This window comes from Azonexus sp. R2A61 (assembly GCF_021401135.1).
In the GTDB taxonomy this organism is placed as follows: domain Bacteria; phylum Pseudomonadota; class Gammaproteobacteria; order Burkholderiales; family Rhodocyclaceae; genus Azonexus.
Genome location: NZ_JACBFO010000001.1, coordinates 898,703 through 923,811 on the forward strand (window position 1 = coordinate 898,703; position 25,109 = coordinate 923,811).

The 25,109-nt window shown below is 58.4% G+C and carries 22 protein-coding genes and 1 tRNA gene; 16 read left to right on the plus strand and 7 right to left on the minus strand.

What is annotated here, in order from left to right; genetic code table 11:
* Nucleotide 1: 1 nt before the first annotated feature.
* The 7 genes from L0962_RS04475 (at nt 2) to L0962_RS04505 (ending at nt 9,269) form a co-directional block, all read left to right on the plus strand.
* A complete protein-coding gene (locus tag L0962_RS04475) occupies nt 2-1,045 on the plus strand; it encodes a cyclic nucleotide-binding domain-containing protein (RefSeq protein ID WP_234084658.1) in 1,044 nt (347 codons plus the stop codon).
* Nucleotides 1,042-3,366, plus strand: a complete 2,325-nt coding sequence (locus tag L0962_RS04480; protein ID WP_234084660.1) for a GspE/PulE family protein — start codon at nt 1,042-1,044, stop codon at nt 3,364-3,366. The genes L0962_RS04475 and L0962_RS04480 overlap by 4 nt, the downstream gene beginning before the upstream one ends.
* A 13-nt stretch (nt 3,367-3,379) precedes the next feature.
* Nucleotides 3,380-4,966 carry an HD family phosphohydrolase gene (locus tag L0962_RS04485; RefSeq protein WP_234084663.1) on the plus strand — a complete coding sequence of 529 codons (1,587 nt, stop codon included), beginning with the start codon at nt 3,380-3,382 and terminating at the stop codon, nt 4,964-4,966.
* Nucleotides 4,967-5,127: 161 nt separating this feature from the next.
* Nucleotides 5,128-5,472 (plus strand): prepilin-type N-terminal cleavage/methylation domain-containing protein, encoded by a 345-nt coding sequence (locus L0962_RS18215; protein ID WP_301332241.1) that lies wholly within the window; start codon nt 5,128-5,130, stop codon nt 5,470-5,472.
* 73 nt (nt 5,473-5,545) lie between these two features.
* Nucleotides 5,546-6,721 carry a glycosyltransferase family 2 protein gene (locus L0962_RS04495; protein WP_234084665.1) on the plus strand — a complete coding sequence of 392 codons (1,176 nt, stop codon included), beginning with the start codon at nt 5,546-5,548 and terminating at the stop codon, nt 6,719-6,721.
* A 4-nt stretch (nt 6,722-6,725) separates the two neighbouring features.
* Nucleotides 6,726-8,633 (plus strand): hypothetical protein, encoded by a 1,908-nt coding sequence (locus L0962_RS04500; protein ID WP_234084667.1) that lies wholly within the window; start codon nt 6,726-6,728, stop codon nt 8,631-8,633.
* Between the two features lie 24 nt (nt 8,634-8,657).
* Complete coding sequence (locus L0962_RS04505) at nt 8,658-9,269, plus strand: bifunctional 2-polyprenyl-6-hydroxyphenol methylase/3-demethylubiquinol 3-O-methyltransferase UbiG (protein WP_234084669.1); 612 nt, start codon at nt 8,658-8,660, stop codon at nt 9,267-9,269.
* On the opposite strand, the gene L0962_RS04510 is transcribed toward L0962_RS04505, so the two are convergent.
* A complete protein-coding gene (locus tag L0962_RS04510; RefSeq protein ID WP_234084671.1) occupies nt 9,218-9,625 on the minus strand; it encodes a GtrA family protein in 408 nt (135 codons plus the stop codon). The two genes, L0962_RS04505 and L0962_RS04510, sit on opposite strands and share 52 nt — an antisense overlap.
* Nucleotides 9,626-9,646: 21 nt before the next feature.
* Here L0962_RS04510 and L0962_RS04515 point away from each other — a divergent pair, with 21 nt between their 5' ends.
* Both L0962_RS04515 and L0962_RS04520 read left to right on the plus strand, forming a co-directional pair.
* On the plus strand, nt 9,647-10,351 hold the full coding sequence (locus L0962_RS04515) for a bifunctional 2-polyprenyl-6-hydroxyphenol methylase/3-demethylubiquinol 3-O-methyltransferase UbiG (RefSeq protein WP_255680047.1): 705 nt from the start codon (nt 9,647-9,649) through the stop codon (nt 10,349-10,351).
* Between the two features lie 9 nt (nt 10,352-10,360).
* Entirely contained in the window at nt 10,361-11,521 is a 1,161-nt protein-coding gene (locus L0962_RS04520) for a glycosyltransferase family 4 protein (RefSeq protein WP_234084675.1), read from the plus strand.
* Here L0962_RS04520 and L0962_RS04525 read toward each other — a convergent pair.
* Genes L0962_RS04525 through murJ form a run of 5 tightly spaced genes read right to left on the minus strand, consistent with a single transcriptional unit; the run spans nt 11,495 to nt 17,770 of the window.
* A complete protein-coding gene (locus L0962_RS04525) occupies nt 11,495-12,976 on the minus strand; it encodes a CYTH and CHAD domain-containing protein (protein ID WP_234084677.1) in 1,482 nt (493 codons plus the stop codon). The genes L0962_RS04520 and L0962_RS04525 overlap by 27 nt on opposite strands.
* 1 nt (nt 12,977) lies before the next feature.
* The gene (locus tag L0962_RS04530) at nt 12,978-14,891 is read right to left on the minus strand and encodes an EAL domain-containing protein (RefSeq protein WP_234084679.1); all 1,914 of its coding nucleotides are present in this window, start codon (nt 14,889-14,891) and stop codon (nt 12,978-12,980) included.
* Nucleotides 14,892-14,902: 11 nt separating this feature from the next.
* Nucleotides 14,903-15,553, minus strand: a complete 651-nt coding sequence (locus L0962_RS04535; protein WP_234084681.1) for a transglutaminase-like cysteine peptidase — start codon at nt 15,551-15,553, stop codon at nt 14,903-14,905.
* 23 nt (nt 15,554-15,576) lie between these two features.
* Nucleotides 15,577-16,206 carry a YbhB/YbcL family Raf kinase inhibitor-like protein gene (locus L0962_RS04540; RefSeq protein ID WP_234084683.1) on the minus strand — a complete coding sequence of 210 codons (630 nt, stop codon included), beginning with the start codon at nt 16,204-16,206 and terminating at the stop codon, nt 15,577-15,579.
* Between the two features lie 13 nt (nt 16,207-16,219).
* Nucleotides 16,220-17,770, minus strand: a complete 1,551-nt coding sequence (gene murJ, locus L0962_RS04545) for a murein biosynthesis integral membrane protein MurJ (RefSeq protein WP_234084684.1) — start codon at nt 17,768-17,770, stop codon at nt 16,220-16,222.
* A gap of 74 nt (nt 17,771-17,844) precedes the next feature.
* On the opposite strand from murJ, the gene L0962_RS04550 reads away from it, so the two are divergent.
* Nucleotides 17,845-17,920, plus strand: a tRNA-Thr gene (locus L0962_RS04550).
* A 54-nt stretch (nt 17,921-17,974) separates the two neighbouring features.
* Here L0962_RS04550 and L0962_RS04555 read toward each other — a convergent pair.
* The gene (locus L0962_RS04555) at nt 17,975-18,934 is read right to left on the minus strand and encodes a diguanylate cyclase (RefSeq protein ID WP_234084686.1); all 960 of its coding nucleotides are present in this window, start codon (nt 18,932-18,934) and stop codon (nt 17,975-17,977) included.
* Nucleotides 18,935-19,082: 148 nt separating this feature from the next.
* Between L0962_RS04555 and L0962_RS04560 the strand changes: the two genes are divergently transcribed.
* The 6 genes from L0962_RS04560 (at nt 19,083) to L0962_RS04585 (ending at nt 25,098) form a co-directional block, all read left to right on the plus strand.
* The gene (locus tag L0962_RS04560) at nt 19,083-19,850 is read left to right on the plus strand and encodes a 3-hydroxyacyl-CoA dehydrogenase (protein ID WP_234084688.1); all 768 of its coding nucleotides are present in this window, start codon (nt 19,083-19,085) and stop codon (nt 19,848-19,850) included.
* 56 nt (nt 19,851-19,906) lie between these two features.
* Nucleotides 19,907-22,345 carry a heavy metal translocating P-type ATPase gene (locus L0962_RS04565; RefSeq protein ID WP_234084690.1) on the plus strand — a complete coding sequence of 813 codons (2,439 nt, stop codon included), beginning with the start codon at nt 19,907-19,909 and terminating at the stop codon, nt 22,343-22,345.
* A complete protein-coding gene (gene ccoS / locus L0962_RS04570; RefSeq protein WP_234084693.1) occupies nt 22,345-22,539 on the plus strand; it encodes a cbb3-type cytochrome oxidase assembly protein CcoS in 195 nt (64 codons plus the stop codon). Before L0962_RS04565 ends, ccoS begins: the two co-directional genes overlap by 1 nt.
* A 294-nt stretch (nt 22,540-22,833) precedes the next feature.
* The gene (gene ccoN / locus L0962_RS04575; protein ID WP_234084695.1) at nt 22,834-24,261 is read left to right on the plus strand and encodes a cytochrome-c oxidase, cbb3-type subunit I; all 1,428 of its coding nucleotides are present in this window, start codon (nt 22,834-22,836) and stop codon (nt 24,259-24,261) included.
* 22 nt (nt 24,262-24,283) lie between these two features.
* On the plus strand, nt 24,284-24,916 hold the full coding sequence (ccoO, locus tag L0962_RS04580; RefSeq protein ID WP_367398017.1) for a cytochrome-c oxidase, cbb3-type subunit II: 633 nt from the start codon (nt 24,284-24,286) through the stop codon (nt 24,914-24,916).
* Between the two features lie 5 nt (nt 24,917-24,921).
* Nucleotides 24,922-25,098 carry a cbb3-type cytochrome c oxidase subunit 3 gene (locus tag L0962_RS04585; protein ID WP_234084698.1) on the plus strand — a complete coding sequence of 59 codons (177 nt, stop codon included), beginning with the start codon at nt 24,922-24,924 and terminating at the stop codon, nt 25,096-25,098.
* Nucleotides 25,099-25,109 lie beyond the last annotated feature (11 nt).

Consider the following 25,109-nt stretch of genomic DNA (forward strand, 5'->3'; position numbering starts at 1 on the left):
CATGACGCCGACCATCGAACAACTCGGGCGCCTGGATCCGGTGCGCGGCCTGTCCCCGGCCCGCCTGGCCGAACTGGTCCGGCTGTGTCGCTGCGAACGCTGGGCCCCGGGTAGCGATCCGCTGACCAAGCAGCGTCCCGGCCCGTTATTCCTCTATCTGCTCGACGGCGAACTGCGCATCGTGCTGCCGGATGGAGCCGGGCAGGTGCTGGTCGGCGGTTGCGACGCGGCAAACTGGCCGATCGGCTACAAGACCGCACCGCCGGTACGCAGCCGGACAATCACCGAAGTGCAGTTGCTGCCGCTCGATTTCGAAATGCTCGACGTGATGATGACCTGGGACGAAATGTCCGCCGCCGTCGATTTCGGCGGCCAGGTGGCGCAATCGTCGAGTATCGCCTCGACCGCCTTCAGTGCCGAGGTGCTGACCGGCAGCGTGCTGTCCCGCCTGCCGCCGGCCCATATCCACGAACTGCTGCAGCGCTTCCAGCGCGTGCCGGTACGACGGGGACAGACGATCGTCCGCGAGGGCGATGCCGGCGACTATTACTACCTGATCGAATCCGGCCGCTGCCGGGTAACCCGTCTGGTCGGCGGTGCCCAGATGGAGCTGGCCGAACTGAAGACCGGACAAGCCTTCGGCGAGGAAGCCCTGGTTTCGGACTCGCCACGCAGCGCCAGCGTCACGATGACCGGCGACGGTGTCTTGCTGCGCCTGGCCAAGCCGGATTTCCTGGAGCTGCTCAAGGCGCCGCTGCTGCGGCCCCTGGCGCGGGCCGAGGCCGAGCGGCGCGTCGCCGAAGGCCGGGCGCGCTGGCTGGACGTCCGGTATCCTGCCGAATTCGCCGAGGACGGCATGCCGGATGCGGTCAACGTGCCCTTGAACGAAATTCGTACCGCCTTCGGTCTGCTCGACCGCAACCGCGAGTACATCGTCTATTGTCAGAGCGGCCGGCGCAGTTCGGCGGCCGCCTTCCTGCTCGCCCAGGGCGGCTTCCAGGCATCCTGGCTGGCCGGCGGGCTGGCTGCCACGGAGTCGCCATGAGCAATGTCGCCAGCCGCCTGCTGTTCCTGAAAAACCTGCAGCGCCTGACCAACCGCATCCACGCGACGGCGAACATCGACGAGATCATGCTGTCGCTGTCGCAGGAAATCTGCAATCTGTTCGACGCCGACCGGCTGACCCTGTATGCCAGTTCGGAAGACGGCCAGTTCATCGTTTCCAAGGTGAAGACCGGGCTGCATTCGTTCAGCGACATCAAGCTGCCGATCGCCAGCCAGAGCATTGCCGGCCATGTCGCGGTGACCCGTCGCCCGCTGAACGTGGCCGATGCCTACGACGAAGCGGAATTGCGGCGTCACGCACCGGAAATGCAGTTCCTCAGCGAAGTCGACCGCAGGACCGGTTACCGTTCGCGGCAGATGCTGGTGATGCCGATCTGCAGCGAAGGCGGCGAACTGCTCGGCGTGCTCCAGCTGATCAACCACAAGGCCGACATCCCGTTCTCCGAAACCGCCGAGGAAGGTGCCGCCGAGTTGGCGCAGACCCTGGCGGTGGCTTTCCAGCAACGCCGCAACGCCCCCTTCGTGGCGCGCACCCGTTACGACCATCTGGTCGGCGACGGCGTGCTGGCTGCCGGCGAGATGGAGCTGGCCCGGCAGTCCGCCAGGCGCAAGGGCTGTGAGCTGGAGGAGGTGCTGGTCCGCGACTTCAGGATCCCGCTGGCGACGGTCGGCGCGGCGTTGGCCAAATTCTTCGGCGTACCCTACGAGCCGGCGCGCGAGGATCGCATCAAGCCGCTCGAGTTGCTCAAGCACATCAAGCGCGAATTCGTCGATGAAAGCCAGTGGCTGCCGCTGGAGGAAACGCCGGAGGGCATCGTCGTCATCACGCCCGATCCGGAGCGGCTGCGCATCTCGCGACTGGCCGAGAATGTCTTTCCCCGGCGCAAGCTGGCCTACCGGGTGAGCACGCTGCGCGAATTCGCACAGACCGTCGATCATTTCTTCGGTGCCTTGGCCGACAGCGGTACGGTCGACGAGTTGCTGTCCGGCCTGGACGAGGGCGAGGACGGCACCGAGGCGGCCGACGATGTGTCCGCCGCCGCCGACAACGAACTGGTCCGGCTGGTGAACAAGATCATCGTCGATGCCCATCGCCAGGGCGCGTCCGACATCCATGTCGAGCCGCGGCCGGGCAAGGAAAAAACCATCATCCGTTTCCGCAAGGACGGGTCGCTGATCAGCTATATCGAGATTCCCGCCGCCTACCGGGCTGCGCTGGTGACCCGCCTGAAGATCATGTGCGATCTCGATATCTCGGAGAAGCGCCGGCCGCAGGACGGCAAGATCAAGTTCAAGCGCTTCGGGCCGCTCGACATCGAACTGCGCGTGGCGACCATTCCCACTGCCGGCGGCGTCGAGGACGTGGTGATGCGCATCCTGGCCGCCGGCGAACCGATCAAACTCGATCAACTGGGGCTTGCTGCGGTCAACCGGGAAAATCTGGTGAAATGCGTCGAAAAGCCCTACGGCCTGTTCTTTGTCTGCGGGCCGACCGGTTCGGGCAAGACGACGACGCTGCACTCGGTGCTCGGCCATCTGAACAAGCCGGATACCAAGATCTGGACCGCGGAAGACCCGGTCGAAATCACCCAGAAGGGCCTGCGCCAGGTACAGGTGAACCGTAAGGCCGGGCTGGATTTCGCAACGGTGATGAAGGCTTTCCTGCGGGCCGATCCGGACATCATCATGGTCGGCGAAATGCGCGATGCGGAAACCGCCGGCATCGGCATCGAAGCCTCGCTCACCGGCCATCTGGTATTTGCCACGCTGCACACCAATTCGGCGCCGGAATCGGTGATCCGTCTGCTCGACATGGGCATGGACCCGTTCAACTTCGCCGACGCGCTGCTCGGCATCCTCGCCCAACGGCTGGGCAAGCGCCTGTGCCCGTCCTGCCGCGAGGCCTATGTGCCGGACGCGACGGAGATCGGCCTGTTGCTCGACGAATACGCTAGCGAACTGCAACGCACCGATGCCTGGCTGCACGACCCGGCCGCCGCGCGCGAAGCTGTCCTGGCCGGATGGCGGCAGAATTTTGCGGTCGACGGCCGGTTTACACTGTATCGTGCCAAGGGTTGCCCGGCCTGTAACGACACCGGCTACAAGGGGCGCGTCGGTCTCCACGAACTGATGGTCGGCAGCGATCCGGTCAAGAAGCTGATCCAGGAAAAGGCACGGGTGGCGGAAATTCTTGCCTGTGCATTGAACGAAGGCATGCGTACCCTCAAAATGGACGGTGTGGAAAAAGTGTTGCAGGGGCTGACCGATCTGAAACAGGTTCGTGCGGTGTGCATCAAATGACGAGGGGTGGGGAATGGAAGGCTTGAACGACCTGTTTCGCCGGCTGGAGCAACTGAACGACATCGGTGCTTCGCTGTCCAGCGAGCGCAACATCGACCTGCTGCTGGAAAAGATCCTGCTTGCCGCCAAGGACATCACCCGCGCCGACGGCGGCACCTTGTACCGCTTGTCCGAAGACGGCAAACGCCTGTGTTTCGAGATCGTCCGCACCGACTCGCTGAACATCGCCTTCGGCGGTTCGAAGGGCGAAGCGATGTCCGGCAAGTTTCCCGATCTGCCGCTGCATCGCGACGACGGCGCCGCCAACGACAACCTGATTGCGGTCTATGCCGCACTGAACGGAAAAACGGTCAATATCGCCGATGCCTACACCGCGGAAGGTTTCGACTTCTCCGGCACGCGGCGTTTCGACGAGCGCACCGGCTACCGCTCGCAATCCTTCCTCACCGTGCCGATGAAGAACCACGAAGGGGAAATCATCGGCGTGCTGCAACTGTTGAACGCCATCGATCCGGCGAGCGGCAAGGTCACGGTGTTTTCCGATGCCGACCAGCGTCTGGCCGAATCGCTGGCCTCGCAGGCCGCCATCGCGCTGACCAACCGGCAACTGGTCGAACAACTGGAAAGCCTGTTCGAATCCTTCATCAAGCTGATCAACCTGGCAATCGACGAAAAATCCGCGCACACCGGCGGCCACTGCCAGCGCGTGCCGGAGCTGACGATGATGCTGGCCGATGCGGCCGAAGCCGTCGACGAAGGTCCGCTGGCCGATTTCAGGTTGAGCGACAAGGAGCGCTACGAACTGCGCATCGCCGCGCTGATGCACGATTGCGGCAAGGTCACCACGCCGGTGCACGTGGTCGACAAGGCGACCAAGTTGCAAACCATCTTCGACCGCATCGAACTGGTCGATACCCGTTTCGAAGTGCTCCGCCAGCAAGCCGAAGCCCGCAAGTGGCGAAGCATTGCCGAAGGCGAGCCGGCTTCCCGCGCCGAGCAGGCTTTCGCCAATTTTTGCGGTCAACTCGACGTCGACCGCGAATTTCTGCGGCGGGTCAATGTCGGCGGCGAACGCATGCGCGACGAGGACATCGAGCGCGTCCGGCAGATTGCCGCGCAATACCGCTGGACCACGCCGTCCGGCGAGGAAGCATCCTTCCTCAGCGGCAACGAGATCGAGAACCTGACCATCCGCGCCGGCACACTGACCCAGGCCGAACGGGAAATCATCAACTACCACATCGTTGCCACCATCAAGATGCTGGAACAGCTCCCCTGGCCCAAGCACCTGAAGAACGTGCCCGAATACGCCGGCGGCCACCACGAGCGCATGGACGGCAAGGGCTACCCCAAGGGCCTGACCCGCGACCAGATGAGCTGGCAGGCCCGCATGATGGGAATCGCCGACATCTTCGAAGCGCTGACCGCCAAGGATCGCCCCTACAAGGAAGCGATGAAGCTCTCGCAGGCGCTGAGCATCATGGAAAACTTCCGCAACAACGGCCACATCGATCCCGATCTGCACGAGGTCTTCGTCAAGGCCGGGGTGTTCCGGCGCTATGGCGAATCCTTCCTGGATGCGGCACAACGTGACGTGTGAGATGCCGTGAATTGTAGTTGAGTGACGAAAAATGTCAGTTGACGGATGCGAGGTGTTTTAAGTTTTTGTTTTTTATGATTTTATGATTTCTTGTTTTCTGGCACGGAAAGTGTTTTGTATCACCCAAGCGGTTAATGCCGCCAATTCTTGAGGAGAATCACATGAAGCGTACGCAACAAGGTTTTACCCTGATCGAACTGATGATCGTCGTGGCGATCATCGGCATTCTGGCTGCCATCGCGCTGCCGCAATACCGTTCCTACACGCAAAAGTCTGCAGACAATGCCTGTCTGGCAGAAGCCAAGTCGCTGATGAGCGGCGTGGTCGCTGCGATGTCCAATAGCGACACCAATCTGCTGCCTTCCATGACGCTGCGCGCTTGCGATGCCGCTGGTACTGTTCCCACCGCGCTGCCGTCAGCCGGGGCTTCCTTGACCTACAGATCCTCGAAGGGCACGAAAACGATTACCTGCTTGGTTGATTCCGGTAATTGCTCTGCTTCTTGATCTCAACAAGCCTTTAAAAACTAAAAGCGCCTTAGGGCGCTTTTAGTTTTTATAAACTAAAGTTTTTTATCTCATGTCCGAATTACTCAGTAGCGATATGTGCGAATTGACAATTCTGATGCCCTGTCTGAATGAGGCCGCCACCCTGGCTACATGCATTGAAAAAGCTAAGGAAAGCATTTCCCTGCTAGGGGTCGATGGGGAAATACTGGTTGCAGATAACGGATCAACTGACGGTTCGCAGGCAATTGCGCATGAGATGGGTGCTAGGGTTGTCAATATCGATGAGCGAGGTTACGGAGCTGCATTGCAGGGAGGAATCGCTGCGGCACGTGGAACTTATGTAATCATGGCTGATGCAGACGACAGTTATGCATTCGATCAATTGAGCGAGTTTTATCATCAATTGAAAAATGGTAACGAACTGGTTATGGGTAACCGGTTTCTCGGTGGAATTGAAGAGGGGGCAATGCCCTTGCTACACCGATATTTGGGAAACCCTGTATTAAGCTTTATAGGGAGGCTTTTTTTCAAAATTCCTATCGGTGATTTTCATTGCGGTTTACGAGGATTCTCGAGGGAAAAAATACTGGCCCTAAATTTGCAAACGAGCGGTATGGAATTCGCCAGTGAAATGGTCATTAAATCGGCGCTGGCTGGTGCGAAGATTTGTGAAGTTCCTACCACGTTAAAGCCCGATGGTCGGGGACGTCCTCCGCATTTGCGCACTTGGAGAGATGGATGGCGTCACCTTCGTTTTATGTTGCTGCTTTCGCCTCGTTGGCTATTTTTCTATCCGGGTCTTTTCATGGCTTTTCTCGGAGGCATTGGAAGTATTTGGCTGTTGCCGGGACTGCGCGTTATTGGTGGGTTCGGATTTGATATTCACTCACTGCTTTATTTTTCTGCAATCTGGATCGTCGGTATGCAGATGCTTTTTTTGGGGGTTCTGGCTCGCTGTGCCGGTGTTTGTTTCAGAATTTTGCCTAGTTCAGGTGTTACCGATTGGCTACTAAAAAAGTTTCGACTTGAGTTTGGGTTGTTTGTAGCGATAGTGCTGTTGCTCGTTGCTTTACTTATGGCGGTTAAATCAATTTTGGGCTGGGAGGTTGCTGGGTTCTCCTCTCTTGATCCACGACAAACCATGAGAGAAGTTATCCCCGCTGCGGCGCTTGGTATATTTTCTATGGATTTGGTAGCAATGAGCTTTTGGCTGACTTTTTTGCAGTTTTCGTCAACGCGGAAATAATTGAATGACCAAAGTTTTTCGTTTTGATTTTATATGTTGTTCGATTTATTCTTTGTTGTGCGTTGTATGGGTCGCATGGGTAGGTTCTTTTTTTTCTTTCGATTTTTTACACTATCATCTATATGTTGTTCATGCTTGGCTTGAAGGGCGGTTGCCGCAAGAGCTATTCGCTGCAAGCGGTCAGAGTTACTTAAACCCTTATCCTCATCTGCCTTTTTATATTGCTTATCGGGGTATTGCTAATAGCATGATGGCGATGTTGGTTGTAGCAGCTTTTCATAGTATTAATCTGTGGTTGCTGCACTTTGTGGCTTGTGAATTAATTCCTCCTGCGGAGCGCTTGGGGCGATTTTTAATTTTCTTCGGTGTTCTTGTTGGAATGTTGAGCCCGGGGTTTTTGCTGGAACTCGGTACAGGGTATGCTGATATTGTTGTTAGTATTCCTGCTATGGGAGCGCTTCTGTTGTTGTTGCGGTGGGTTAAATCTCGCTACAGTGAGAATTGGTTGGTTTTTTGTTTTTCTTGGCTATTGCTTGGTATTTCGGTTGGCTTAAAGCCATCTATGGCTATCTATGGATTTGCCTTGCTGGTTTCGTTGGTTTTGCTTTTCTCTCCTAAATGGGGGATGCTCTGGAGAGCGCTTGTTTTCGGCGCTCTTGGGGGAGGGGTAGGTGGAGGGGAGCATGCTTTGATGCTGTGGAGATATTTTGACAGTCCCGTTTTTCCTCTCTTTAATGCAGATATAAAATCGTCTTGGTTTCCTTTGGTTAATATGGTCTCTGAGCGTTTTCGTCCGGATGATTTTTTGGCTGTATTGACTTTTCCATTGAGTATGGCCGATAGCGGAAAACGCGTAGCGTTAGAGTGGATGTCGGTAGATATCCGGCCAGTTTGGCTGTTGGGAATTGTTTTTCTCGCCGGTGTAATGTACTTGTTGCAGAAAGTGTATATGCGGAGCGTAGGAACGGTTTCCTCTGCGGAGGCGAATTTTTTCTGGTTGAGCTCTTTGTTGTTTTTCGTTCTATGGGTTTATAGCAGCGCAAATATTCGTTATGCCATTCATGGGTTTTTATTGATCGGGCCAATGATTGCATTTTTGTCAAGTAAAATATGTGGCAAAAAAAATTATGTGGCGATGTTCCTGATATTGTTGCCATTTACTGCGCAAAGTGCATTGGCTACAAGCTTGAATCAGCCGCTAAATATTTTTTCTCGTGACCCTCGGTCGTGGGGTGACGTTTGGTTTGATATTTCAGTGCCAGAGGAACTGAAGGTAAGTCCCGCCTATTATTTCTCATTGCAGATGCAGGGTTATGCAAGCCTGGCGCCTATTTTTCCCAGTGGTTCGAGGTTTTTCAATCTTATCGGGCAAACCACATGGCGGCCTGATAGTTTGATTTTTAAAAAGGTACTTGAGGATGCGAAATCGCAAGCATTGCCCTTGCGTACTCTATATCAAAGGCACAACAAACCGAACGGTGATTTCGAATCTTTGGATGATATGCTGAATACACAGAATTCTCTTCTTTCGGATTATGGTTATCAGGTTATTCCTGGTAGCTGTTATGAGATGAGTAATTCAAGTCCGTTTTTTTATTTGGTTAGTTGTGCAATGGTGTCCGGCGATTTTATCGGCGAGGATGAAATGAAACGGAGAAAACTAATAGATTCTCGGTTTGCTGTTTGGGAGGAAGCGTGCCCGGGAGAGTTTTCTCCCGGCGGATTTGCTAGCGTGCAAACAAACAATGTCAGGCGACGCCATTATACAAATACCGATTATCGAATTATTTGTCGTGATGACGGGGTGTTGTTTTCAATTGGTCGAATGCGTGACAATCAACCCGTGGTTTTTCTGGAAAATGCCAAGGGGGAGCGATTGATTGATGGCTGCCCTACAAAAGCACAGCAATGAATTTTCATTCAGTAGATAATGGTTATGAATGCTTATCGTAGGAGAATATGGCAAGAGTTTTGTGTTTTGATAAAGAAAATCGACACGCCAGCCAAAATTCTTGACTTTGGATGCGGTGATGGTTGGTTTGCTTCCAAGCTACAGGGTTGTTTTACGCGCGCTTTTCTTGTGCCTCTTGATGTCAAGCGGCGTGAGCGTTTGGTAATTGAGCCAGTTATTTTTTCAGCTGGAGAAAAGCTTCCGTTCAATGATGGTGATTTTGATTTGGTATATGCAGTTGATGTTCTACACCACTGCCATTCTCCCGAATTCTATCTGGACGAGCTGAGCAGGGTGTCCCGCCGTTATATTCTCATCAAGGATCACACTTGGCGGCGCAGGTGGGAGTTTTGGGCCTTGGCGATTCTTGATGAACTGGGTAACCGGCGTTTTGGTATTCCTTCGCCGCAGCACTATCAATATTCCAACGACTGGTCTGAGTTCCTCGCGGCACGTGGTTGGCGCTTGTCACGGATGATCCACCCGTGTCGTTGTCACGTAGGAATTTTGGGGGCTCTGACGAATCGGTTGCAGTACATTGCGCTTTATGAACGCGTGGAGTTGCCGTTGGAGGAAACAAAGCTCCAGTCGCGATGAGCGATGAAGTTGACGATTGTCATGCCGGCCGCAATCGTTGCGCTTGCCAGCAGGTAGTGAAAGCCGAGCAGGTCGACCAGCAGGATCATCAGGGCGAGGCTGATCAGGGTGCTCGACAAGGTGACGCTCATATAGCGCGCGTATTCCGCCCAGCAGTGAAAGTTCTGGCTCGTGAATGTCCATTGTCGGTTGAGTATCCAGCCAAGCGAATTGGCGATCAGGATGGATAAGGCCATGGATAGCAAATAGTGCAATCCCATTACCTCGGTGCCGGCATATAGGACGAGCAGATTGGTGGTAAAACAGATACCACCGACCACAATGAATCGAAGTAATCTTTTATCCAGCATTTCCATCTTTACCGTTTAATCGCCACGATGTCAGCCAGAAGTGATGCGCCGTTTTGGCGCCATGATGCCTATACGCTCAGGCATCTCAAACATGCCATAGAGCGATGTGCCAGAAAGGCTTGGCAATTGGGCGCGCTTGCCCCGAATACTACCGTAGTGGACCTGGGCTGCGGTGATGCGCCCTATAAAGCAGTGCTGACTGAGTCCGGTGCCCGTTACCTTGCCTGCGATCTTGATCGTGCGCCGACTGTGGATATCGTCCTGAACGCGGATGGCTCTGTGCCGTTGCCCGATTCCTCCGCCTCCTGCGTTGCTTCCTTCCAGGTACTTGAGCATGTCTGGGATATTGACCTCTATCTTGCTGAATGTCGGCGCTTGCTGACTGATGACGGATTGTTGATTTTATCGACGCACGGTAACTGGCTTTATCACCCCCATCCGGCTGATTTCCGTCGTTGGACCCGGGAAGGGCTGACACGGGAGCTCTCTTCCCGTGGCTTTGAGCTCGTCGAATTCTGGCCGGTGGTCGGTCCGCTGGCCTGGACGACGCAGTTTCGCACGCTCGCCTATCATCACGTGCTGGCAAAGCTCGGCTTCCCGGGGCGTTTGCTCTCGGCTCTGATCTGCAGCTTCATGTATCTGCGCATGAGCCTGGAGGACAAAGTGACGCCTGCGGAACTGACAGGCAACAATGCGGCGGTGTATGTCATGCTTGCAAGACCCATATCCTGAGGCCACAGGATGTCACCAGAGCCGCAGCACAAGCCCAGGATTCTTTTACTAACGCATTACTACCCAGCACATCGCGGCGGGATTGAGATTGTTGCCGGGCAGTTGGCCAGGCGTCTGGGTAAGCATTTTTCCATCCGCTGGCTGGCCGCCGATTGTGACCCGCTACCTGAAATTCCGAATGTGCGTTGTGAGCCCCAGCCAACGTGGAATCAACTCGAGGCGCGAGGATTTCCCTGGCCATTCTGGTATTGGCGGGGTTGGAAACAGTTGAAGATGGCGATTGATGAATGTGATCTTCTGCATATTCACGATTTCATCTATCCGGCGCATCTGTTTTCGCTCTGCTGGGCAAAGCATCGGGGAAAACCGGTGGTGCTGACACAGCATATTGGCGATATTGATTATCCGAATCCAATGCTGAGATTGCTCTTGCGTGTCATCAACCGGACTATTGGACGATGGATGATGCGCAAGGCTGATCAAGTCGTTTTCATCAGTCCCCGGGTAAAGGCATCGTTTGAAAGTTTTTGCCGGTTTGCTGCGTTTCCGCGCTATTGGCCAAATGGTGTCGATTCATCGGTGTTTTTTCCTGTACAAGAAAATGCCCGAAATGCTTTGCGAGAAAAGCATGGGCTGGATAAGCGTCCCGCCGTGCTTTTCGTCGGTCGTTTCACTCAGCGTAAGGGCTTGGATGTTCTTGAACGCGCGGTGAAGGAGAGGCCTGATTGGCAATGGTGCTTTGCCGGTTGGGGCAGCATCGATCCGGAGAGATGGGGGAGTGCTTCCGTTCGAGTCTGGCGGAATTGTTCCGGGGAGGATCTGGCTGCGCTTTATCAGCTTGCTGATTGTCTGGTTTTGCCAAGCTACGGGGAAGGATTCCCTCTGGTTGTTCAGGAGGCCATGGCGTGCGGCACGCCTGTCGTTGTCTCCCGTGAAACGCTGGAAGGGATCGAGGGCGTTTCCAGTTTTGCGAGCCCCGTTGAACGGGATCCCAAAAATCTCGATCCAGATGCGTGGCTGGTCGCTATTGAAAAGTGCATTTCCAGTTCATCGGCTGAGCGTAGGGCCGATTGTGCTTTGTTGGCCAAGCAACTTTGGGATTGGGAGGCGCGGGCCACGATGTACAGGAATTTGTTCGAACAGTTATTGCATTCCTTGCCGACCTGTTGATCCGTCCTTAAGCCAGCTTTCCAAGGATCGTGCCTGACTTGAAACAAGAATTTCCAGTTGCCCGTTGAGCCAGCCGTGAGCAATGCCTGCCGGTTGTTTGCCCTGTAGTTCATTCAGCAGCAGAAGTGCTTCCGAGGCATCGTTGATTCGCCCTAGGGTTTCCTGAAGGCGGTGCAAAGCGCTTAGTGCCTGTCGAGTTTGCCTGGCGGGTAAGGTGTTTTCCAGGAATTCGATCGCATAGCGCAATCGTTTGAACTTCAAGCGCATCTCATGCCGTTGCGCGGCATCCAGTTCCGCATAACGTTCCGCCAGTTTTCTGGCGCTCTGCGTGTAGCTGGCAACGCGTTCGCGGGCGAACTGTTTGATCGGGGTGTTGCCTGTTTCCTGCAAAGCGTAGATCGCTGCTGCGAACTCAAGGATCAGCCGCGGATATTCCCTGACCGCCAGTAATTTGACGATGCTGCGCCGAGCGTATCTCGCGCGCTGTTCGGCGCGTGCCTGCAGGCGCCGAAGGTCTGGCGATTCGGGGAAGGTGGCAAGCATCGGCGGCAGGGTTTCTTCCTGGAAGACATCCCAGTTCCGGGCTTCGCCCAGCGCGCTGGCCAGCGCCCGCCAGGTCTGGCCGTAGGTGGCGACGAAATCCTTGGGAAGTACCGGCGCGAAGAGCTTGATCGCCGAGCGCAGGCGACGCAGTGCGACGCGGGCCTGGTGGATGAATTCCGCTTCGCCGCCGGCGAGCAGGCCAGCTTCGTTGCGCTGGAAATGTTCCAGGCAAGCCAGTGCGATGGCACGAAAGGCTTCGACCGGCGTTTGCCCAGCGTGCAGGGCGATCGGCTTGGCGCGGAAGGGTTGTTCCGGTGTGCGCAGGAACAGGCGGTAGCCGCGTTCGGCCTTGCTGGCGATGCTCGGCCGCAGGTGGAAGTGGGCCTGCAGTTTGCGGGTCAGGCCGAAGATGTCTTCGATTCGCCCGGAGAGCAGTTCCAGTTCGACTTCACAGATGCGCTCCTTCGTCTTGCCGCTGGCGATTTCGCCGCGATCCAGCGCCAGTTCGATCCGTGATTCGCCGAATGGCACTTGCCAGACCTGGCGCTTGAAGTCGGTGGTGAATACCGCTTTGAGTTCCGGGCGGGCGCCATCCAGAAGGTTGCGCAGTTCGGTGCGGTCGACGTGCGAAAAATCGAAATTTCCTGGTGCGGCCGGGCATTCCCATTCGTTGCGCACGGCCAGGCCGCCGCTGGCGGGTTCGGCGGACTTTACGGTCAACAGCCATTCCCAGCCTTTTTTCCGGAAGCGCAGTGCGATGCGTTGGGCGTGCAGGCGCAGGTCCGGTGTGTCGTAGTAGGTGTTGAGCAGTTTCAGTCGCTGGGTCGGGAGATTCCTGAGCAGCGGATGTTCGAGCAGTTTGCGGGCATCGCCGGGTTTCAGGCTGAGCTTGAGTTCGATCTCGGTAGCCATGTCAGCTGCGCGGCACTGCCGGGCCGGTGGCACCGTCGAAGCCGAGCGAGCCGAGCAGGGCCAGGTCGTCCTTGTCCTGGACGCCGAGCGCGATCACTTCGATGCCCATGCCGTGGGCGACGCGGCAAAGGCCGGAGAGGAATTCCTGGTTGCCCGCACTGTGCTGGATGTCGCGCACATAGCTTGGGTGTACCTTGATGTAGTCGAGGCCGAGGCTGGCCAGTTTGCCGATTTCGCCGAAGCGCTGGCCAAAGTACTCGATGCCGACGCGGCAGCCGAGTTCCTTCAGGATGCGCGCCAGATCGCAGAAGGCTTCGAACTGGCGGAAGGCGCCATATTCCGGGACCTCGAACAGCAGTCGGGAGCACATGTCGGGATAGGTCTTGAGCAGTTCGATCAGGCGATTGCGGAAAGTGAAGTCGCCGACGGTTTCCGCCGACAGGTTGACCGCCACGTCGCCCTGGCCCTGGCGGAGATGTTCGATGGCCATCTTGACGACGCCGAGATCGATCGGGGCGATCAGGTTGAGCTTGGCGGCCATCGGCATGAAGTCGCCGGCCGACAGCACCACGTCGCCACCCGGCGGCTTCAGGCGGATGACGCCTTCCTGGTGCAGCGGCGTGCTGTCGCCACGGATGACCGGATAGAAGGCCAGGTTGAGCTGGCCGCCATCGACGGCTTCGGTCAGCAACGTGCGCCACTGTTCGGCCGGCAGCGAGAAGCGGTTTTCGCTCTGGTCGGCGAAATAGTTGTTCGGGCCGAGACTGGTGGCGCGGGCCAGCGCTTCGTCGGCACGGGTGAGCAGGGCGCCGATGTTCTGGTGGCGCTGGTACTGCACGGCGGCGAGGTGGAACAGATCCGGGATTTCGTTGCTCCAGGCCGGCAGCCAGTCGGAGACCATGCGTTCGTGGATGTCCCGGGCGGCATCGGCGGGGTTTTCGAAGCTCGGGCAGACAACGGCGAATTCGCCGCCCTTGATACGTCCGGCGCGCTGGCCGTGGCGGTCGTTGCCGCTGGCGTAAAGTACGTCGCCGAGCGACTTGAGCAGCGCATCGGTGCGCAGGTGGCCGAGTTGTTCGTTGATCCGGCCGATGTCGGTCAGGCGCACGATGACTAGGCTGCCGACCGAACCGAAATTCTCGCCGCCGACGATTTCGCGCAGATGCGACATGAAGTACTCGCGCGTGGACAGGCCGGTAACCGCGTCCCGGTTGACCTTCTTGCGCAGCGTGTCTAAGCGGGCGCCTTCTTCGGCAAAGATGCTCTTCAGCCGGCCGACCATTTCGTTCATCGCCCGCGTCACGGCTTTCAATTCCAGCGGTTTCGGCTCGTCGACCGTAATGAAACGCCGTTCGGCCAGCGCCGTGGCCTGACGGACGACGTTGCCAAGCGACTGGCCGATGGTTCGCAGCAACAGCATGCCGAGCGCGCCCAGCACGACGCCGCCGAGCGCAAACCAGGTAACCAGTCGTTTGACCTGCTCCCACAGCGCCTGGTAGGCAAAATCGCTATGGCTGACCACGCGGACGGTTGCGAACTGCTTCCAGCCATCGCTGACCTGGGCCAGTCCCGGCGGCGAGGGTAGCGAGAAGAGCTCGGTGAACCAGCGCGGCACGCTGGCGTCGGTATGCTCCTGAACCCGCTGGACGATGATCTGGTCGACCGGGTCGATGACGCTGATTTCGCGGTAGAAGCCGGTGTCGAACAACGCGGCAACCTGCAGTTCGACATTGACCGGGTCCTTGTCCTGCTGCGTCATCGACAGGGCCAGCGAAGTGGCGTTGTCGTTGTTCTTGCGCTCGAGTTGCTGGATCAGGTAATCCCGGGCCGACCAGATGCTGATCGACAGGCTGCCGACGAAGGCGATGATCGTGCTGATGATCACGGCGAGCCAGAGTTGGCGGAACAGGGACATGGTGTTTTACCTCATTCGAATCCGTCGGCCCGGGCGCGGGCGAGCAGGTCCTGCCAGCGCGACAGGTTGCTGTTGCTGGACTGGTTGCTGGTGCCGCGCCAGATGCCGGCGCTGTTGAAACTGAAGACGGGAGACAGGTCGGGGCGGCGCGAGGCCGGCAGAATCTGGGCGTTCAGGTTGTCGAGAATGTAGGGGTCGGCATTCGGCGACGGGTAGTAGGCCAGCACCATGTGCGCCTGCGGTGTATTGCCGCCCGGTGTGCCGACTTGCGCCTTGACGTAGACCAGACGCAACTTGGCGACCGGCACCCCGAGGTCGATCAGCGAGAAGTACTTGGCGATCGAAAAATCCTCGCAATCGGCCTTGCCGCGACCGATCGTCTCGAGCGGGGTGGCCCAGTAATCGCTCTGCCCCCAGATCGTGATGTCGTCGTCGTATACGATGCGCCGGTTGAAGAAGTCGTTGACCGCGCGCAGCTTGTCCTGCTCGGAGCCTCTCGTCGAGGCCAGCATGTTCTGCCATTCATTGAACAGCACGATCGGCGCCGGGCCGAAGCGCATCATCAGCGACTGCTTCATGCGTTCGAAATCGAGCCCGAAGACGCTGCCCAGCCAGAGGCTGCCAAGCAGCAGGCAGGCGGCGAAACGAAGGGCCGGGCGCATGGCGACGGAGTCAGCCCGTGAACTCAGGCGCCGAGCGCCGGGTTCAGCGTGTAGGTGCCGGTCAGACTGGCTTCGGCGAGGACGTGGCCGGCCATTGCGGCGCGTACCTCGGGCCCGCCGAAGCGACCGGTCAGCGGCAGTTTTTCGATATCCAGCGCGTAGACCGTAAAGATGTAACGATGGACGATCTCGTCGTTCCACGGCGGGCAGGGGCCATCGTAACCGTGATAGTCGCCGCGCATGTCGTTGTCGCCGGCAAACCAGTCGGTGTAATTGTTGATGCCCTGCCGGCTGCCGTGCAGCGATTGCGGCCCCGGTTTGCCGCGCGGAACGACCGTGTTGCTGAATTCTCCCTCGCCGATGGCGTTGACCGTGGCCGGCAGATCGATCAGCACCCAATGGAAGAAGTCGACGCGCGGCAGCGAGGCGGGTACGGTCCGGCCTTCCTGATTGACGTCGTCGCCGCGACTCGGAACGTCGGGGTCGTGGCAGAGGACGACGAAGGAGCGTGTGCCGGCCGGTGCCTCGTGCCAGGCAAGCTGGGGATTGAGGTTCCGACCGAGACAGACGTGATGTGCCGCATCCGGCAGGCAGAAGGCGTGGGCGCCGGGAATCGGCTGATCGTGGGAAAGGCTTTCGCTGCTCAGTCGCATGTTGGGTCTCCTGTCATTCTGCCGCCCGCCGCGTGAAATCGCGCAAGCGGAAGCCGAGAAGCCATAGTGTAGCGAAATATGACGATGCGCCGGCAACGATGAGTCCGCCCAACTGAGTCAATCTTGCGGTCAACGTCGCATTGAGCCAGTTTTCCGTCGGCCCGGCGGCAAACCACAGGACTGTGCCCATGACGCTCATGGCGGCGACGAGTTTGATAAAGAACGCTGGCCAACCTGCCTGCGGCGTGTAGATTCCTGCCTGACGCAGGCCGCGATAGAGCAGGCCCGCGTTCAGGCAGGCGGCCAGCCCGATCGACAACGCCAGCCCGGCGTGGGCGATCCAGCCGATGAACGCGAGGTTCATCGCTTGCGTGGCGGCGAGCGAAATCAATGCGATCTTCACCGGGGTGCGGACGTTCTGGCGGGCGTAGAAACCGGGTGCGAGCACCTTGACCAGGATCAGTCCGGTCAGCCCGACGGTGTACGCGACCAGCGCCGACTGCGTCTGCTGGACATCATGCGCGGTGAATGCTCCGTGATGGAACAGGGTTGCGATCAGCGGCACGGCCAGTAGCGCCAGGGCCAGTGAGGCCGGTGCGGCCAGCAGGAAAGTCAGGCGCAGCCCCCAGTCGAGCAGTCGCGAGTATTCGGCAAGATCCTGCTTGGCATGGCAACGCGATAGCGATGGCAGGAGGATTGTGCCGAGCGCCGCGCCGAGGAGGCCCGACGGAAATTCCATCAGACGGTCGGCGTAATACAGCCAGGAAACGCTACCAGTGCTCAGAAAGGAGGCGAACATGGTGTTGATCAGCAAACTGATCTGCGACACCGACACCCCAACCAGTGCCGGCAGCATGAGTCGGGTGATGCGCCGGACGCCGGGGTCGGCCCAGGCCGCCTTCCAGTCCAGGCGTGGTCGCGGCAGCATGGCGATCCGGCGCAGCGCGGGGAACTGAATGGCCAGTTGCAGCGCGCCGCCAATGAAAACCGACCAGGCCAGCGCCAGTACCGGCGGGTCGAAATAGGGCGCCGCAAACAAGGCCATGGCGATGAAGCTCAGATTGAGCAGGACCGGCGTGAAGGCCGGCAGCGCAAAACGGCTCCAGGTATTGAGGATGCCGCCGGCTAGTGCGACCAGCGACATGAAGAAGATGTACGGGAAGGTGATGCGCGTCAGCGTCACGGTCAGCGCGAACTTGTCCGGCTCGGCGCTGAAGCCGGGGGCCGATATCCACACCAGCAGCGGTGCCGCGGCAACGCCAAGCGCGGTGATCGTGAACAGCGCCACGGCCAGCAGGCTGGCAACATGGTCGATCAGCGTGCGGGTGTCTTCCGGGCTGCGCTGATTCTTGTATTCGCCCAGGATGGGAACGAAGGCCTGGGAAAAGGCCCCTTCGGCGAACATCCGGCGCAACAGATTGGGCAGCTTGAAGGCGACGAAGAAGGCGTCAGTCGCAATGCCGGCGCCGAATGTGCGAGCGATGACGAAGTCACGGACGAAGCCAAGAATACGGGAAAGCAGTGTCATGCCGCTGACCGCTGCCAGCGCGCGTAGCAAATTCATGAGAGCCTTGTTGCCTGAAGGCAGACGTAAAAGCTATAATTCTACGCTCTGCTGCTCGCAAGGGTGGCTGGTGTGCCGTTGTAGCTCAGTTGGTAGAGCAACTGATTCGTAATCAGTAGGTCGAGTGTTCGATTCACTTCAACGGCACCAGAAATTCAAGGGCTTGCGCTTAGGCGCAGGCCCTTTTCGTTTTCGGCTTCGGTTTCAGCCGTGTTGTGTCAGCACGACCCGGTTGCGCCCGCTGCGTTTGGCGCTGTACAGCCCTTGATCGGCGTGATGCAGCAGTTTCTGGGGCGTGGCTTCGGCGCTGGGATGGATGCAGGAGACGCCAAAGCTGCACGACACCAGTCCATCGATGCCTTTTTCGTGGGGGATGCACAGTTCCCGGGTCGAGCGCCGCATGCGCTCGGCGACAGCGATGGCGCCCCTGGCATCCGTGCCGGGCAGGATGGTGACGAATTCCTCTCCCCCATAACGAGCCACGGTGTCCTCGACCCGGAACAGCGATTCGTTGAGCGATCCGGCAACTGCCTTGAGGCAGGCGTCGCCGGCCTGGTGTCCGTAGATGTCGTTGAATTGCTTGAAGAAGTCGATATCGGTGAGTACGACGCTGAGTGGCGCTCCCGCGCGCAGGCAACGTTTCCATTCGGTGGCGAAGGTGTCGTCGAAATGCCGTCGGTTGGGAATGCTGGTCAAACCGTCGAGCGTCGAGATTTCCTTGAGCTTGCGGTGGGCTGCATGGATGTCGCGTTGCATGCCGACGATGCGCAGCAGGGCGCGTACCTTGGCCAGCAGAATGACTTCGGAAACCGGTTTGTGCAGAAAGTCGTCGCCACCCGCAATGATGCCTTTGGCCAGTAGTTCTTCATCCATCACGCTGGACAGGAAGACGATCGGTGTCCAGTTGGTCAGGGTTTCTTCCTCGCCCAGGCGTTCGCGACCACGAATCCGGCGGGCCAGCGTAATGCCGTCCATGTCCTGCAGGTTCATGTCCATGACGATCAGCGAGGGCTGGGTCGCGGCAAACAGGTCAAGTGCCTGGTTGCCCTCGCCGGCAGAAATGACCTTGACGTCGCTCAGCTGGGAAAGGCATTCGCTCAGCAATTGGCGATTGCCGGGAGAGGAGTCGACGACGAGAACCTGGAATTTTCCTGGGGCGGACATGGGCGGACTGGCGGAGCGACCTCGCGATCATAACACTGCTATCCGGCAGTGCTTCGAGGCTTTACAGAGAATTCACGGCGGGTAATATTGGGGGTTCTTCCATACGCTACCGTCTGGTGGCGAGCCCGGAACGTACAGGAGATGTGCAATGAATCTGCTCGACAAAGTGTTTGTGGTGACCGGTGCCGGATCGGGGTTGGGTGCGGCGACGGCGGAGGCGCTGGCGAGCGCCGGGGCTCATGTCGTGCTGGCCGATGTCAACCGGGAGGCCGGCGAGGCCATGGCTGCCCGCCTGGGTGATCGGGGCATCTTTGTCGAAACCGATGTGACCAGCGAGACTTCTGCGGTCAACGCCATCGAGACGGCAATTTCCCGCTTCGGGGCGTTGCACGGTCTGGTGAATTGCGCCGGCATCGCACCCGCGGAAAAAGTTGTCGGCAAGGAGGGGCCGCATCGTCTGGAAAGTTTTGCCCGGGTCATCAACATCAACCTTGTCGGGACTTTCAACATGATCCGTCTGGCCGCGCAAGCGATGATGCGCAATGCGCCGGAGGCGGATGACGAGCGGGGGGTCATCGTCAATACGGCCTCGGTGGCGGCTTACGAGGGGCAACTCGGTCAGGCCGCGTATGCCGCTTCGAAGGGCGGAATCGTTGCCCTGACGCTACCTGTGGCGCGCGAACTGGCCCGCAGTGGCATCCGCTGCGTGACCATTGCGCCGGGCATCATGGAAACGCCGATGTTGATGGGGATGCCGGCCGAAGTTCAGGATTCGTTGAACAAGATGGTTCCCTTTCCTGTCCGCATGGGCAAACCTGCCGAGTATGCGGCGCTGGTGCGCCATATTGCCGAGAACGCTTATCTGAACGGTGAAGTGATTCGCCTGGATGGCGCCATACGGATGGGAAGCAAATAAACTATACTTCGGCTCCGTCCTCGCTCTGAAAGGCACTTCGGTGCCTTTTTCGTTTCATGTCCCACGCTCCCTGTTATCACTGCGGCCAGCCCGTTCCGGACGACGTCGATCTGCCGGTGGACATCGGCGGCGAACGACGCGAGATGTGTTGCTTCGGCTGCCAGGCCGTGGCCAGGTCGATCGTGGATAACGGTCTTGAAGACTACTATCGCAGCCGTGACGCCCTGCCCGAGTCGCCGCGAGAGGCGATGCCGGCCGTGCTCGAGCAGCTGGCGTTGTTTGACCACGCCGATTTCCAGAAGAGCTTCGTCAAGGCCTTGGGAGACAGCGAGCGTGAGGCATCGCTGCTGCTCGAAGGGATCACGTGCGCGGCGTGCATCTGGCTCAATGAGCAGCACATCGGCAAATTGCCCGGCGTCGTAGCGGTCGATATTAATTATGCGACGCGCCGGGCGCGTGTGCGCTGGGATGATTCGCGCATCCGTCTGTCGGAAATTCTGAAGGCAGTGGCAGCGATCGGCTATCGCGCCTATCCCTACGATGCCGCGAAGAACGAGGAAATCTCGCGCAAGGAACGGCGCGATGCGCTGTGGCGCCTGTGGGTCGCCGGTTTCGGCATGATGCAGGTGATGATGTATGCCTTCCCTGTGTACGTGGCCAACGGCGACATGACGGCCGATATCGAGACGCTGATGCGCTGGGCCAGCCTGGTCCTGACGCTGCCGGTGGTCTTTTACTCGTCGGCGCCTTTCTTCCGTCATGCCTGGCGCGATATCAAACTGCGCCGTGTCGGCATGGATCTGCCGGTTGCCCTCGGCGTCGGTGTTGCCTTTGCGGCCAGTTGCTGGGCGACGCTGACGGAAAGCGGTGAAGTCTATTTCGATTCGGTGACGATGTTCGTCTTTTTCCTGCTCGGCGGCCGTTATCTGGAAATGAGCGCGCGGCAGAAGGCGCTCAGCGTGACCGAGGCGTTGGCCAAGCTGTTGCCTGCTTTTGCGCAAAAAATCCCGAATTTCCCGGTCGACCGCGAAACCGAGCAAAAAGTGGTCGCCGATCTGAGCGTGGGCGATTACGTCCTGGTCCGTCCAGGCGATATTGTGCCGGCGGATGGGCGTGTCGTCGAAGGCATGAGTTGCGCCAACGAAGCCTTGCTGACCGGGGAAAGTCTGCCGGTTGCCAAAGTGCCGGGTGATCGTGTGACCGGAGGCTCAGTCAATGCCGAGAGCCCGTTGGTCGTGCAGATCGAACAGATTGGCGAGGGGACCCGTCTCTCCGCGATTATCGAGTTGATGGAGCGGGCCTCGGCGGAGAAACCGAAAATCGTCGAAATGGCGGACCGTATCGCCAGCTATTTCGTTGCGGCCCTGTTGGTCGTGGCGGTATTGACGGCGCTTGGCTGGTACTGCTTCGATCCTGCGAAGGCCTTGTGGATCACGGTTTCCGTGCTGGTCGTCACTTGTCCCTGTGCGCTGTCCCTGGCAACGCCGATTGCGTTGACCGTGGCCGCTGGTGCCCTGGCCAGGGATGGCTTGCTGGTGACCCGCGGTCATGCGATTGAAACCCTGGCCAGGGCAACGCATTTCGTATTCGACAAGACCGGCACGCTGACTACCGGCATCATGGAGTTGAAGGGGGTGCTGCCCTTGGCCGGATTGTCGGAGAGCGAGTGTCTGCGCATTGCCGCTGCGCTTGAGCATGCTTCCGAGCATCCGTTGGCGCTGGCCTTGAGGCGCGCGGCCGGTGATGCCGCGACGACGGCTGCCGAAGCCCTGAGCGAGCCGGGGCAGGGGATCGGCGGTGTCGTGGACGGACGGCATTACCGGATCGGTCGTCCTGAGTACGCCTTGGGCAATGGCGGAAAAACGCTTCCGGAGAATTGTGCCGCCTGGTTGTCGAGCGGCGATACCGTAGTTCTGCTGGCGGGAGATGAAGGGCCGTTGGCCTTGTTCCGCCTGGGCGATGTCTTGCGCCCGGAGGCGCGTTCGCTGATTGCCGATTTGCAACTCGGAGGACGCAAGCTGGTGTTGCTGACCGGCGATGCGCCGGCGGTTGCTCGACGTATCGCTGACGAATTGGGGATTGAGGATGTGCGGGCTGGCGTAACGCCTGCCGGAAAGTACGCTTGCGTGACGGAGTTGCAGGCGGCGGGTGCCGTGGTTGCGATGATCGGTGATGGTGTTAATGATGCGCCGGTGCTGGCGCAGGCTCAGGTATCCGTGGCCATGGGCGGTGGGGCGCAATTGGCGCGAACGCAGTCGGATTTCGTGCTGTTGTCGGAGAATCTTGATCACTTGCGGCATGGTCTGCGGCGGGTGATGTTCAGTCTGGAGGTCATTCGCCAGAATCTTTGGTGGTCCTTCGCCTACAATTTCATTGCGCTGCCGGCGGCCATCGCCGGCTATGTAACGCCGTGGCTGGCAGGTATCGGCATGTCGCTCAGCTCGTTGCTGGTCGTCCTGAATTCGTTGCGTATCCAGCGTCAGGAGTATCGTTGATGGAAAGCGTCTATTTGCTGGTCCCGGTATCCGTCGTGCTGGTATTCGGCATTGCAGTTGCTTTTTGGTGGTCCGTCAGGAGTGGGCAGTTCGACGATCTGGAAGGTCCTGGGTTCAAGGTGCTGATGGACGACGATGAGCGTCCTGTATCTTCGGTAGCTGAAGAGGGTGACGATAAAGAATCGAAATCTTGATCTGGGTCAACACGAAACCGGCTGCATATTTTCATAATCCGCCCCATGTGAGACGAGCCGTCTCACGGTGATTCTCTGTTGGGGTTGGGGTGCGTTGCGACGCACCCTTTTTTTGTTCACCGTTTTGCGTTTTGTGGCGAAACCCGCCATGCGTCTGGGTTCTGACGGGTAACGACCGGTAAAGTTGACCTAGGTCAAAACGGCTTGGTGCAACTAGAATACCATCCGCTTTTATGTGCCCCCTTGGGTTCAGGGAGGTGGGCATTCCGTTTTTTATTAACGAGAGGTGGGTTCATGTCTGGAACGCAAACCACATATAACGATAAGGTCGTACGGCAATTTGCCGTCATGACCGTCATCTGGGGCATCGTCGGCATGCTGGTCGGTGTCATCATTGCTGCTCAACTGGTCTGGCCTGAGTTGAATATCGGGCCCTGGCTGCACTTCGGCCGTTTGCGGCCGCTGCACACCAACGCGGTGATCTTCGCGTTCGGTGGCTGCGCTCTGTTCGCGACCTCCTACTGGGTCGTGCAGCGCACCTGTCACACCCGGTTGTGGGGTGGTCCGCTGATTCCCTTTACTTTCTGGGGTTGGCAACTGATCATTGTTCTGGCGGCCGTGACGCTGCCGTTGGGTATTACCAGCGGCAAGGAGTACGCCGAGCTGGAATGGCCGATCGATATCCTGATCACGTTGGTTTGGGTTTCGTACGCAGTGGTCTTCTTCGGCACCATTGCCGTGCGCAAGGTCTCCCATATCTATGTCGCAAACTGGTTCTTCGGTGCTTTCATCATCGCCGTGGCCCTGCTGCATCTGGGGAATAGCGCCGCGCTGCCGGTTTCCTTCACCAAGTCCTACTCCGCTTACGCTGGTGTGCAGGATGCGATGATCCAGTGGTGGTACGGCCACAATGCGGTCGGTTTCTTCCTGACGGCAGGCTTCCTTGGCATGATGTACTACTTTGTGCCGAAGCAGGCCGGTCGTCCGGTGTACTCCTACCGTCTGTCGGTGGTGCACTTCTGGGCGCTGATCTTTACCTACATGTGGGCAGGTCCGCACCACCTTCACTATACCGCGCTGCCTGACTGGACCCAGTCCGTTGGTATGCTGTTCTCGCTGATTCTGCTGGCGCCGTCCTGGGGTGGCATGATCAACGGCATCATGACTTTGTCGGGTGCCTGGCACAAACTGCGTGACGACCCGATCCTGAAGTTCCTGATCACCTCGCTTTCCTTCTACGGTATGTCGACCTTCGAAGGTCCGATGATGTCGATCAAGACGGTCAATGCGCTGTCGCACTACACCGATTGGACTGTCGGTCACGTGCACTCCGGTGCCTTGGGCTGGGTTGCCATGGTTTCGATCGGTTCGATCTACTATCTGCTGCCGCGCCTGTTCGGCAAGAAGGAAATGTACAGCACCGCCTTGGTGACGACGCACTTCTGGATTGCCACCATCGGCACCGTGCTTTACATCGCCTCGATGTGGATTGCTGGTGTGATGCAGGGTCTGATGTGGCGTGCAGTGAATGCTGACGGTACGCTGGCCTACAGCTTCGTCGAGTCGGTCAAGGGTTCCTACCCGTTCTGGGCGATCCGCTGGTTGGGTGGCGTGTTGTTCCTGCTCGGCATGCTGATCATGGCGTACAACATGTTCAAGACCATCGCTGGCGGTAAAACGGAAGATGTTCCGGTGATTGAACCTGCCGGCCATCACGCCTGATTAGAGGGAGAAACAAATAATGATCAAGCACGAGCAAATCGAGAAGAGCGTTGCCCTGCTCATCGTCCTGACCTTGTTGGTCGTGATCTGGGGCGGCCTGCTGGAAATCGTTCCGCTGTTCTTCCAGAAGTCCACGACGACTCCGGTTGAAGGCACCAAGCCGTACGACGCTGTTCGGCTCGTCGGGCGTGACGTTTATATCCGCGAAGGCTGCTATGTCTGTCACTCGCAGATGATCCGTCCGTTCCGTGCCGAAACCGAACGCTACGGTCACTATTCGGTCGCCGGCGAGTATGTCTATGATCACCCGTTCCAGTGGGGTTCCAAGCGTACCGGTCCGGACCTGCATCGCGTCGGTGGTCGTTATTCCGATGAATGGCAGCGCGCTCACCTGATGAATCCGCGTGACGTTGTGCCGGAGTCGAACATGCCCGCCTTTGCTTTCCTGGCCGCAACCAAGGCTAAGGATTCGGTTGGCGCCGATGTCGAGAAGAAGATGGAAGTGATGCGTACCTATGCTCAGGTGCGTGGCTTGCCGACCTATTCCGATGCGGATATCAAGGGTGCCAAGGCCGCGATTGGTGACATGACCGAAATGGACGTTCTGATTGCCTACCTGCAGGGTATGGGTACGGCGCTGAGCGCGATGAAGTAATGGCCATGGACATCAACGATCTGCGTTCCATTCTCACGGTTGCCGGTTTGCTTTGCTTTCTGGCTATCGTTTGGTGGGCTTACGGTAGCAAGAGTAGCCAGAAGGGGTTCGAGGAGGCTGCCAATCTGCCGTTCGCAGAGGGTAATGATGACGGTGCGGCTGCTACGTCGCACCGGCGCTGAAATAAAGGAAA

Excerpts from the sequence above, each read along its gene's own strand:
- L0962_RS04485 (WP_234084663.1), top strand. The coding sequence starts at position 3,380 with ATGGAAGGCTTGAACGACCTGTTTCGCCGGCTGGAGCAACTGAACGAC.
- L0962_RS04495 (WP_234084665.1), top strand. The coding sequence starts at position 5,546 with ATGTCCGAATTACTCAGTAGCGATATGTGCGAATTGACAATTCTGATG.
- L0962_RS04585 (WP_234084698.1), top strand. The coding sequence starts at position 24,922 with ATGGACATCAACGATCTGCGTTCCATTCTCACGGTTGCCGGTTTGCTT.
- L0962_RS04565 (WP_234084690.1), top strand. The coding sequence starts at position 19,907 with ATGTCCCACGCTCCCTGTTATCACTGCGGCCAGCCCGTTCCGGACGAC.
- L0962_RS04515 (WP_255680047.1), top strand. The coding sequence starts at position 9,647 with ATGTCAGCCAGAAGTGATGCGCCGTTTTGGCGCCATGATGCCTATACG.
- L0962_RS18215 (WP_301332241.1), top strand. The coding sequence starts at position 5,128 with ATGAAGCGTACGCAACAAGGTTTTACCCTGATCGAACTGATGATCGTC.
- L0962_RS04520 (WP_234084675.1), top strand. The coding sequence starts at position 10,361 with ATGTCACCAGAGCCGCAGCACAAGCCCAGGATTCTTTTACTAACGCAT.
- ccoS (WP_234084693.1), top strand. The coding sequence starts at position 22,345 with ATGGAAAGCGTCTATTTGCTGGTCCCGGTATCCGTCGTGCTGGTATTC.
- L0962_RS04555 (WP_234084686.1), bottom strand. The coding sequence starts at position 18,934 with ATGTCCGCCCCAGGAAAATTCCAGGTTCTCGTCGTCGACTCCTCTCCC.
- L0962_RS04475 (WP_234084658.1), top strand. The coding sequence starts at position 2 with ATGACGCCGACCATCGAACAACTCGGGCGCCTGGATCCGGTGCGCGGC.
- L0962_RS04560 (WP_234084688.1), top strand. The coding sequence starts at position 19,083 with ATGAATCTGCTCGACAAAGTGTTTGTGGTGACCGGTGCCGGATCGGGG.
- L0962_RS04505 (WP_234084669.1), top strand. The coding sequence starts at position 8,658 with ATGAATGCTTATCGTAGGAGAATATGGCAAGAGTTTTGTGTTTTGATA.
- L0962_RS04480 (WP_234084660.1), top strand. The coding sequence starts at position 1,042 with ATGAGCAATGTCGCCAGCCGCCTGCTGTTCCTGAAAAACCTGCAGCGC.
- murJ (WP_234084684.1), bottom strand. The coding sequence starts at position 17,770 with ATGAATTTGCTACGCGCGCTGGCAGCGGTCAGCGGCATGACACTGCTT.
- L0962_RS04540 (WP_234084683.1), bottom strand. The coding sequence starts at position 16,206 with ATGCGACTGAGCAGCGAAAGCCTTTCCCACGATCAGCCGATTCCCGGC.
- L0962_RS04525 (WP_234084677.1), bottom strand. The coding sequence starts at position 12,976 with ATGGCTACCGAGATCGAACTCAAGCTCAGCCTGAAACCCGGCGATGCC.
- ccoN (WP_234084695.1), top strand. The coding sequence starts at position 22,834 with ATGTCTGGAACGCAAACCACATATAACGATAAGGTCGTACGGCAATTT.
- L0962_RS04530 (WP_234084679.1), bottom strand. The coding sequence starts at position 14,891 with ATGTCCCTGTTCCGCCAACTCTGGCTCGCCGTGATCATCAGCACGATC.
- L0962_RS04510 (WP_234084671.1), bottom strand. The coding sequence starts at position 9,625 with ATGGAAATGCTGGATAAAAGATTACTTCGATTCATTGTGGTCGGTGGT.
- L0962_RS04535 (WP_234084681.1), bottom strand. The coding sequence starts at position 15,553 with ATGCGCCCGGCCCTTCGTTTCGCCGCCTGCCTGCTGCTTGGCAGCCTC.
- L0962_RS04500 (WP_234084667.1), top strand. The coding sequence starts at position 6,726 with ATGACCAAAGTTTTTCGTTTTGATTTTATATGTTGTTCGATTTATTCT.